The organism is Methylobacterium sp. (assembly GCF_028290105.1).
Taxonomy (GTDB): domain Bacteria; phylum Pseudomonadota; class Alphaproteobacteria; order Rhizobiales; family Beijerinckiaceae; genus Methylobacterium.
In genome coordinates, this window is record NZ_JAQGKL010000083.1 from 1 (window position 1) to 9,003 (window position 9,003).

The 9,003-nt window shown below is 69.5% G+C and carries 8 protein-coding genes; 2 read left to right on the forward strand and 6 right to left on the reverse strand.

The window, feature by feature from the left end; genetic code table 11:
- Positions 1–160: 160 nt before the first annotated feature.
- From recF to rpsT, 4 genes are all read right to left on the reverse strand, one after another.
- A complete protein-coding gene (gene recF, locus JWQ05_RS06675; protein WP_299656462.1) occupies positions 161–1,306 on the reverse strand; it encodes a DNA replication/repair protein RecF in 1,146 nt (381 codons plus the stop codon).
- Between the two features lie 43 nt (positions 1,307–1,349).
- Complete coding sequence (gene dnaN / locus JWQ05_RS06680; RefSeq protein ID WP_299656447.1) at positions 1,350–2,471, reverse strand: DNA polymerase III subunit beta; 1,122 nt, start codon at positions 2,469–2,471, stop codon at positions 1,350–1,352.
- Positions 2,472–2,659: 188 nt separating this feature from the next.
- Positions 2,660–4,174 carry a chromosomal replication initiator protein DnaA gene (dnaA, locus tag JWQ05_RS06685; protein WP_299656464.1) on the reverse strand — a complete coding sequence of 505 codons (1,515 nt, stop codon included), beginning with the start codon at positions 4,172–4,174 and terminating at the stop codon, positions 2,660–2,662.
- Positions 4,175–4,901: 727 nt separating this feature from the next.
- Positions 4,902–5,168 carry a 30S ribosomal protein S20 gene (gene rpsT / locus JWQ05_RS06690; RefSeq protein ID WP_299656450.1) on the reverse strand — a complete coding sequence of 89 codons (267 nt, stop codon included), beginning with the start codon at positions 5,166–5,168 and terminating at the stop codon, positions 4,902–4,904.
- A 249-nt stretch (positions 5,169–5,417) separates the two neighbouring features.
- Between rpsT and speB the strand changes: the two genes are divergently transcribed.
- Complete coding sequence (speB, locus tag JWQ05_RS06695) at positions 5,418–6,416, forward strand: agmatinase (protein WP_299656453.1); 999 nt, start codon at positions 5,418–5,420, stop codon at positions 6,414–6,416.
- A gap of 55 nt (positions 6,417–6,471) precedes the next feature.
- The gene (locus JWQ05_RS06700) at positions 6,472–7,107 is read left to right on the forward strand and encodes a glutathione S-transferase family protein (protein WP_299656457.1); all 636 of its coding nucleotides are present in this window, start codon (positions 6,472–6,474) and stop codon (positions 7,105–7,107) included.
- Positions 7,108–7,132: 25 nt separating this feature from the next.
- Here the strand turns inward: JWQ05_RS06700 and JWQ05_RS06705 are convergent, their stop codons facing one another.
- Together JWQ05_RS06705 and JWQ05_RS06710 are read right to left on the reverse strand one after the other, a co-directional pair.
- Positions 7,133–7,438: a hypothetical protein gene (locus JWQ05_RS06705; RefSeq protein ID WP_299656460.1), complete on the reverse strand. Its 306-nt coding sequence runs from the start codon at positions 7,436–7,438 to the stop codon at positions 7,133–7,135.
- Positions 7,439–7,692: 254 nt separating this feature from the next.
- Positions 7,693–8,979 (reverse strand): phosphopantothenoylcysteine decarboxylase, encoded by a 1,287-nt coding sequence (locus tag JWQ05_RS06710; RefSeq protein ID WP_299656466.1) that lies wholly within the window; start codon positions 8,977–8,979, stop codon positions 7,693–7,695.
- Between the last annotated feature and the right edge of the window lie 24 nt (positions 8,980–9,003).

Sequence of the window (9,003 nt, forward strand, 5' to 3'; positions counted from 1 at the left end):
TGGCAAAGGCCGGGGCCATCCGGCGCAACGCAATCCCGGCGATTGTTTTTCATACGTCTGCGCCCGCCCGAACGATGTCCCTCCGCTGTTCGTCGTCAAAAACTTCTCACAGAACGATATCGCGTCGGCCCGCGCGCGAATGTCTCCTGATCGCGCGCGATCACGCAGGCGCGACGCGTCCGTCGACGATCCGCACCCTGTCCGCCCGCCCTTCGAGCTCGGCGAACAAGGCGGGGTCCGCCCCCGTCATCCAAACCTGCCCAGAGAGCGTTTCGAGGGCGTCGAACAAACCGGCGCGTCGGCGCGGGTCGAGATGGGCCGCGACCTCGTCGAGGAGGATCACCGGCGCGATCCCGCACATGGCCTGGACCAACTGGGCATGGGCCAGCACGAGGCCGATCAGGAGCGCCTTCTGCTCCCCGGTGGAGGCCGTGGCGGCGGGCACGTCCTTCGGGCCGTGGCGCACCACGAGGTCGCTGGTCTGGGGCCCGCTGAGCGTACGGCCCGCCGCCCGGTCGCGGGCGCGCCCCTGACGCAGAGCCATACGGAAGCGGTCCTCGGCCTCCAGCGCCGGCCAGACGGCCACGAGATCGTCGAGATCGCCTTCTAGGCGAAGGGCGGCCCAGGGGAAGGGCTGGGCGTCGTCGCGCCCCTCGGCGATCAGCCGGTCGAGGCGCTCGGTGGTCTCGCGCCGTGCCAGCGCCACGGAAACGCCGAGTTCGGCGACCTCCCGCTCGATCGCATCGAGCCACTGCCCGTCATTGGGGCGTTCCTCCAGCAACCGGTTGCGCGAGCGCAAGGCGCGCTCCAGCGCATTCACCCGCGCCCCGTGGCTGGCGTCGACCGCGAGCACGAGTCGGTCGAGGAAGCGGCGCCGGTCCCCCGCCGGTCCCCGGAACAAGCCGTCAAGGTCCGGTGTCAGCCAGACGACCCGCAGAAATTCCGAGAAGGCGACCGGCGAGGACGCCGTCGCCCCGTCGATGCGGCAGAGGCGCGATGCCTTTCCGTCGTATCCCGGCGGCTCGTAGCCGGTCCCGATCCGGTGCTCGTCCTCGCCGTTCGCCAGCGCCATCGAGACCGCGAAACCACCCGGCCCCCCGGCGCGGGCCATCCCGCCGAGATCGGCGCGCCGTAAGCCACGCCCGGGCGAGAACAGGGAGATGGCTTCGAGCAGGTTGGTCTTTCCGGCGCCGTTCTCGCCGACGAGAGCCACGAAGCGGCTCTCCACGCCGAGGTCGAGATCGGCGTGATTGCGAAAATCGCGGCAGATCAGGCGGGTGAGGCGCACGCCTCCGCTCGCGGAAATCGTCGAACCCGTGTTTGGCGTGATGATCGGGACCAGATCCCGATCACACCCGCATCGGCATCAGCACGTAGAGCGCGGCCGCGCCCTCACGATCCTGAATCAGGGTCGGCGAACCCGGATCCGCGAGCTTGAACAGGGCGGTGTCGCCCTCGAGCTGGCTCGTGATGTCGAGCAGGTAGCGGGCGTTGAAGCCGATATCCAAAGCGGCGGCGTCGTAGTCGACGTCGAGTTCCTCGGTGGCGCTGCCGGAATCCGGGTTGTTCACCGAGAGCGCGAGGCGCCCTTCCTGCACGGCGAGCTTGACGGCCCGGCCCCGCTCCGACGAGATCGTCGAGACCCGGTCGACGGCCCTGGCGAAGACATCGCGCTCGACCGTGAGGAACTTGTCGTTTCCGGAGGGGATCACCCGCTGGTAATCGGGGAATGTACCGTCGATCAGCTTCGAGATCAGCACGACGCCGCTGGCGAACTTGAAGCGGATCTTGGCCGAGGAGAGGTCGATCTCGACGCTCTTGCCGCCATCCTCCACGAGCTTGATGATCTCGGCCACCGCCTTGCGGGGCACGATGATGCCCGGCATGTCGCGGCTGCCCTCGGGCGCATCGAGTTCGACGCGGGCGAGGCGATGCCCGTCGGTGGCCACGGCGCGCATGCGCAGGGCCCCCTCGGACTCGATCGTGTGCAGGTAGATGCCGTTCAGGTAGTAGCGCGTCTCCTCCGTCGAGATCGCGAACTGCGTCTTCTCGATGAGGCGCTTGAGATCCGAGGCCGCGATGACGAAGCGGGTCGGCAACTCGCCGGCCGCGAGGTCGGGGAAATCACCCTCGGGCAGAGCGCCCAGCGAGAAGCGCGAGCGGCCGGAGCGGATCGTCATCTGACCGGTCTCGCCGCTGGTCTCCAGGGAGACCTGAGCCCCGTCGGGAAGCTTGCGCACGATGTCGTAGATCACGTGGGCGGGGACCGTGGTGGCCCCGGCATCCACCACGTCGGCGGCGATCGTCTCCGTCACCTCGATGTCGAGGTCGGTCGCCCGCAGCTCCAATCCCCCGTCGTTGCACCGCAGGAGCACGTTGGACAGAATCGGGATCGTGTTGCGGCGCTCCACCACGCGGTGCACGTGGCCGAGCGACCGAAGGAGGGCCGCACGCTCGACAGTGACTCTCATGGTCTGAACTCGTGGTCTCTCGTCCGGCGTCGCGGGAACGGGCGCGCTGTCGCGCTCGACGCCCCGCGTGCGCCCAGGCACCGTGGCCGCTGAACTTGGCGAAGCCTCCGGGCGAACGCAAGTGCGAGAGGCCGGCTATCCCGCAGATGATTCGGGGCGCCGCGCGGACAGGCGGCACCCCAGCGATCTCAATCCTGCAGCATGCGCTTCAGGAGTTCGACCTCGTCGTTCAGCACGTTGTCCTCGCCGATCAGCTTGTCGATCTTGCGCACCGCGTGGAGCACCGTGGTGTGGTCGCGCCCGCCGAAGCGGCGGCCGATCTCGGGCAGGGAGCGCAGCGTCAGCACCTTCGACAGGTACATGGCGATCTGGCGCGGCTTGACCACGGCGGCGGTGCGGCGCTCGGACAGGATGTCGGAGCGCGAGACGTTGTAGCGCGAGGCCACCAGCTTCTGGATGTCCTCGATCTTGATGCGCTTGGGCTCGCGGTTCTTCACGAGGTCGCGGATCGCGGTCTCGGCGGTCTCCATCGTCACGGCGGTCCCCGTGAGGGTGGCATGCGCGAGCAACCGGTTCACGGCGCCCTCGAGGTCGCGGCCGTTGGCGGTGATCGCCCGGGCGACGTAGGTGGCGACCGTGGGCGAGACCTCGAAGTTCGGGTGCGAGACCTGCACGGCGGCGAGGCGCGCCGAGAGGATCGAGGTGCGCAACTGCTCGTCGAGGGTGCCGATCTCGACCACGAGACCGCCTGCGAGACGCGAGCGCACGCGCTCCTCCAGGGCCTCCAGTTCGGTCGGCGGACGGTCCGAGGCGACCACGACCTGCCGGCCGGCATCGATCAGCGCGTTGAGGGTGTGGCCGAACTCGGCCTGGATCGATTTGCCCTGGATGAACTGGACGTCGTCGAGGATGAGCAGGTCGATGGCGCGCAGGCGCTCCTTGAAGGCCAGCGCGTTCTGCGTCTTCAGGGCGTTGACGAAGCCGTACATGAAGCGGTCGGCGGTGAGGTAGATCACCCGGCGGCCGGAATCACGGGCGGCATGGCCGATGCCGTGGAGCAAGTGGGTCTTGCCGAGGCCGACGCCCGCATGGATGTAGAGCGGGTTGTAGAGCGCGCCCTGGCCGTCATGGCGCGCGACGCGCTCGCCGGCGGCATGCGCCAGCGCGTTCGAGCGGCCCACGACGAAGCTCGCGAAGGTCAGGCGGTTGTCGAGCGGCGCCCCGTTAAGGTCGCCGCCGCCCTCTCTGCGGGAGCCCGTGGCGGGCTCCGCGTCTGAGGCGCTGCTCATGGAGCCGTGGGACGGCATCGAGGCGCCGACGGCCTGCAGGCGGGCCAGGGGGCTGGCGGCGCTGCTGCTGGTCTTGGGAACGCTGGGGACGGGACGGGCGGCAGCGGAGGCGCCACGCACGGACACGTCGAGGCGCGAGACCGCCTCGACCTCGCTGCGGAAGGTGTTCAGGACGCGGTCGAGATAATGCGACTCGATCCAGCTCTTCAGGAACCGGGTCGGCACCGTGAGGCGGGCCGTGCCGTCGACGACATCGACGAGTTCGAGCCGGGCGAACCAGCTCGCGAACACGTCTTCGCCCAGCTCCGCCCGCAGGCGGCGCTTCACCCGAGCCCAGGCGGCCACCGTATCGGGACCGCTCACGCCGCTCATGCCCGTCTCGGCGTTGCCGGACACGCTACCGTCGACATGCATCATCGCTCTCCTCGTGCCGAGGGCGGAGGGCCGCCAGCGGAACGTACGCACACTTGACTGACGTCGCGTCCCGCGAGGCATTCGCGAGACCCAGATTCGCTACCCAGAGTCAAGACCTCCGGACCGGTCTTTGCCGATGAAACAAGCCTATCAACAATAAGCTACGGTTCTCCTAACAACGGGACTTACGGGGACAGCAAAAATTGCGGCAATTCCGACGGGGAGTTCGCCGCGTGAGTCGAACTGCCGGTCCCACCTTGTGCATGATTCGGCCGCGACGCGCAGATCCATCGGATTTGTTGGGTCATCATGCAACATCGTTAAGCTACACTCGGGCCAAACGTGTCGCAACAAAACAGATTGGGATCAAAGTTAATGCTTCTTGACCAAACCAGCCCGGGTCGAGAGCGGATGTCGGGCGTCGCGAATCACGGACACGGACGCGGATCGCGATACCGTCATCGGTAGGCGACCTGTGGCCTCGGGATAACCCGGCCACGGCGCACAGGACTTGGATGCTTGCACGCAGGAGCGCGACGGCCTTCGGAGGATCGGCCCTCCCGCGAGCTCGCTTTATCATCGCGGCGGCGCGATCCCGGCGACGCGAGCACTCGCGATCGACGTCCAGCGCGCCGACTTAGCGGCGGCGCCACCCAGGGCCGGATGCCAAAAACGAAAAAGCCCGGCATTGCTGCCGGGCTTGATCAGAACATCCTGGAGGATGGGCTCAGGCGGCGAGTGCCTTGACCCGCGCGGCGAGGCGCGAAACCTTCCGGGACGCGTTGTTCTTGTGCACGATGCCGTGCTGGGCAGCCCGCATGATCTCGGGCTCGGCAACGCGGAGGGCGGTCAGCGCGTTCGACTGATCACCGGCGGCGATGGCCTCCTCGACCTTGCGGACGAAGGTGCGCATGCGGCTGCGACGCGAGCGGTTGACCGCGGTGCGCTTCGCAATCTTGCGGGTCATTTTCTTGGCCGACACGGTGTTGGCCATGGGGCATCCTCGTCACGTTTGAGGCGATCGCGACGGGCCCGCAGGCTTGAGTGTCGCTTGATCGCGTGCAGGTTGTTCGGGCAATGGCGAAGCCGACGATCGCGTTTGAGCGCGCCCGTCGGCGATCTGCGCTCTATAGACATGCGTTGCCGGTCCGTCAACGGAACGTCATCGTGGTGTCGTGCCGCTGCCCGGCGGAAGTCGCGCGAATGCCGATGCCGCAAGGTCGTCCGATGAGGAAAAACTTTCATGCCCCGAGACGCGGACAGCGCCCGAATCGCTCGCCATCGGCCGCTCTCCGGCATGGAGACGCCGCGCTTCTCGGGCGTCGCGAGCTTCATGCGCCTGCCGGTGCTCGACCCCGCCGACGCCTTGGGCGAGATCGACATCGGCCTGATCGGCATACCCTTCGACGGCGCCACCACGAACCGCCCCGGCGCCCGGCTCGGGCCGAGGGGCGTGCGCGAAGCCTCCACCGGCACGCGCACCCGAAACGCCGCCACAGGTATCGCACCCTACGATCTCGCGGCCTGCGCCGATCTCGGGGACGTGCCGGTCAACCCCATCGACGTCGCCGCGACCGCGCGCGCCATCGAGGCGTTCTACCGGCCGCTCGCTGAGGCCGGGTTGGTGCCGCTGTCGATCGGCGGCGATCACTTCGTGACCTATCCGGTGCTGCGCGCACTGGGCCGGTTCGAGCCCGTGGGCCTCCTCCACATCGACGCCCACAGCGACACGGACGACAGCCAGTACGGCGGCACGTTCCTGACCCACGGCACCCCGTTTCGCCGGGCGATCGAGGATGGCGTCCTCGATCCCAGGCGCATGATCCAGATCGGCCTGCGCGGCAGCACCGATTCGGCGGACGAACTGGATTGGGCGATGGGGCAGGGCGTGCGCATCGTACCCATGGAAGCGGTGCTCGCCCGTGGCCTACCGGACGTCCTGGCCGAGGCCCGGGCGATCGTCGGCGCTGCGCGCACCTATCTCAGCTTCGACATCGATGCCCTCGATCCCGCATACGCGCCCGGGACGGGCACCCCGGAGATGGGCGGCTTCACCGCCCGCGAAGCCCTCCAGATCGTGCGGGGCCTGCATGGGCTCGACCTCGTCGGCGCGGATGTCGTAGAGGTCGCGCCGCCCCTCGATCCGTCGGGGATCACGGCGCTCGCGGGGGCGACGCTCGCCTTCGAGATCCTGTGCCTGCTGGCGCAAGCGGTCGCCGCGCGGCGGGAGCGCCGGGATTGACGGAACCGGGCGGGACGAAAACCGTGTGCCGCCCCCTTCGCGAGAGGCCAGCCCCTTGGACGCCGACTTCACCCTCTACCACGCCCCCCAGACCCGGTCGTCGGGCGTGCGCATCCTGCTCGAGGAGTTGGGCGCCCCCCACACACTCGACGTCGTCGACCTCAAGGCGGGCAAGACCCGAGACCCCGCCTATCTGGCGCTCAATCCGCTGGGCAAGGTGCCGGCCCTGCGCCACGGCGAGGCGCTCGTCACCGAGCAGGCGGCGATCTACCTCTACTTGGCGGACCTGTTCCCGGCGGCCGGGTTGGCGCCTCCGATCGGCGACCCTCTGCGCGGGCCCTATCTGCGCTGGATGGTGTTCTACGGGTCGAGCTTCGAGCCGGCGGTGGTCGACCGCGCGCTTCAGCGCGAGCCGGGTCCACGGGCGATGTCCCCCTACGGCGACTTCGATTCGGTGCTCGGAACGCTGGTGAAGGCGCTGACGCCCGGCCCCTACCTGCTCGGCGAGCGCTATTCGGCCGCCGACGTGCTCTGGGGGTCGGCCCTGGGCTGGACCACGAGCTTCAAGCTGGTTCCGGAAGAGCCCGCCATCATGGCGTATCTGGCGCGGGTGCGAAGCCGCCCCGCCGTCCAGAAGATCTTGGCGGCCGAGGCCGCCCTCTCTGCGGACCTGGAGGCTGCGCGCGGCTGATCGCGGGCGACCGGCGCCCGCCGGGTCAGCCCGGCGGCAATGCCGCGCCGCTCGTCCGGGCCACGACCTCCTGCGAGGTCGTGGCGGGCGCGAACGCGGCGATCAGGTGCATGCCGATCACGGGTCCGAAGACCAGGCTCATCATCACGACCATGATCAGCGCAACGTTGGCGTCGCCCGAAGCCGGGCGCCTGGCCTTGCGGCGGCGCGTCTTGATGCGGACGAGCTTCGAGCCGTCGGCAGGATGAAAGCTCAGGGTCCGGACCGGCGCTACGGCACCGCGCAGGCGCGGCAGGACGCCCGAAAAGGCAAAGGCATTCGAGAAGGTCATCGGCTCACCTCGTTCGACCGGCCATCGGGGCCGATCGCGGGCGAGCCCGATCAAGCGATCAGGCGCGGGTCACGCGGGGGGCCATCGGCGGCGCGGTCCATCGACTACTGTCGCTGGGCATTGGGTTCGGTAGTTCCTGTGGAGCCACACGCGCATGCATCGGTGCTGCGGGTGCGAGCGACGCCGACATGATGGGAGCGTGGAGGTTAGTCAAGCCTTAACGCTTGAGGGCCGCGTGGGGTCCGCCGCCTTTTTCACGGGCCTGTGGAGGGCGTGTCGAGAAGCTCCGCGAAGCGCGCGATCAGGCGGCGTCCAACCTCCTCCTTGTCGAGGGTGGGCCAGGTCTCCACGGTGCCGTCGCGTCCGACGAGGTGCACGGTGTTGGCGCTCCCGCCCATGACCCCGCCCGCCGCCGAGACGTCGTTCGCTACGATGAGATCGCAGCCCTTCCGGGCGATCTTGGCGCGGGCGTGATCCAGCACCGTCTCCGTCTCGGCCGCGAACCCGACCACGAGGCGCGGTCGGCCCTCGGCACGCCGCGCGATGGTGGCCAGGATGTCGGGATTCTCCACGAGGGCGAGGGGAGCGGGCGCCGACCCGTCCTTCTTGAGCTTCGATTCGTGGGACTCGGCGGGGCGCCAGTCGCCCACGGCGGCGGCGAAGATCGCGAGGTCGGCCGGAAGTGCGGCCTCCACCGCCGCCAGCATCTCGCGGGCGGTCTCGACAGGGACGAGGCGCACGTCGGCCGGGCTCGGGATCGAGACCGGGCCGGAAACCAACGTCACCTCCGCACCGGCCGCGGCGGCGGCGGCGGCGATGGCGTGGCCCTGGCGCCCGGAGGACCGGTTGGCGAGGTAGCGCACGGGGTCGATCGGCTCGTGCGTCGGGCCGGAGGTCACCAGCACGCGCCGGCCGGCGAGCGGCCCGGCTTTGGCACCATTCCCCGATGCACGTCCGGCGAGGAACCCGAACCCCGGGGCCGGCCGCACGTCTGCGAGCATCGCCTCGACGGCGTCGGCGATCTCCACCGGCTCGGCGAGGCGGCCCGGACCGTACTCCGCTTCCGCCATGGCGCCGTCGTTGGGGCCGACCACGCGGATGCCATCGCCGCGCAGGGTCGCGAGGTTCCGCTGCGTCGCCGGGTGCTGCCACATGCGAACGTTCATGGCGGGGGCGATCAGGATCGGCAGTGTGGTGGCGAGGAGCACCGTGGCGGCGAGATCCGAGGAATCACCCGTGGCCATCCGGGCCATCAGGCTGGCGGTGGCGGGCGCCACCACGATGGCATCGGCGTCGCGGGCGAGCTTGATGTGGCCGATATCGGCCTCCTCCGCGCGGTCGAACAGGTCGGTATGGGCGCGCTCCCCGGCCAGCGCCGCCGCCGCCAGCGGCGTCACGAATTCCTGCGCACCCCTTGTCAGGAGCGGACGCACCTGCGCCCCGCGCTCGCGCAGGCGCCGGATCAGGTCCAGCGCCTTGTAGGCGGCGATGCCTCCGCCGATGACGAGGAGGATGCGTCGGTTCTGGAGGGAGCGCGTCATGGTCCGAACCCTCGGGAGGAAAGC

Excerpts from the sequence above, each read along its gene's own strand:
- dnaN (WP_299656447.1), bottom strand. The coding sequence starts at position 2,471 with ATGAGAGTCACTGTCGAGCGTGCGGCCCTCCTTCGGTCGCTCGGCCAC.
- dnaA (WP_299656464.1), bottom strand. The coding sequence starts at position 4,174 with ATGCATGTCGACGGTAGCGTGTCCGGCAACGCCGAGACGGGCATGAGC.
- rpsT (WP_299656450.1), bottom strand. The coding sequence starts at position 5,168 with ATGGCCAACACCGTGTCGGCCAAGAAAATGACCCGCAAGATTGCGAAG.
- speB (WP_299656453.1), top strand. The coding sequence starts at position 5,418 with ATGCCCCGAGACGCGGACAGCGCCCGAATCGCTCGCCATCGGCCGCTC.
- JWQ05_RS06705 (WP_299656460.1), bottom strand. The coding sequence starts at position 7,438 with ATGACCTTCTCGAATGCCTTTGCCTTTTCGGGCGTCCTGCCGCGCCTG.
- JWQ05_RS06710 (WP_299656466.1), bottom strand. The coding sequence starts at position 8,979 with ATGACGCGCTCCCTCCAGAACCGACGCATCCTCCTCGTCATCGGCGGA.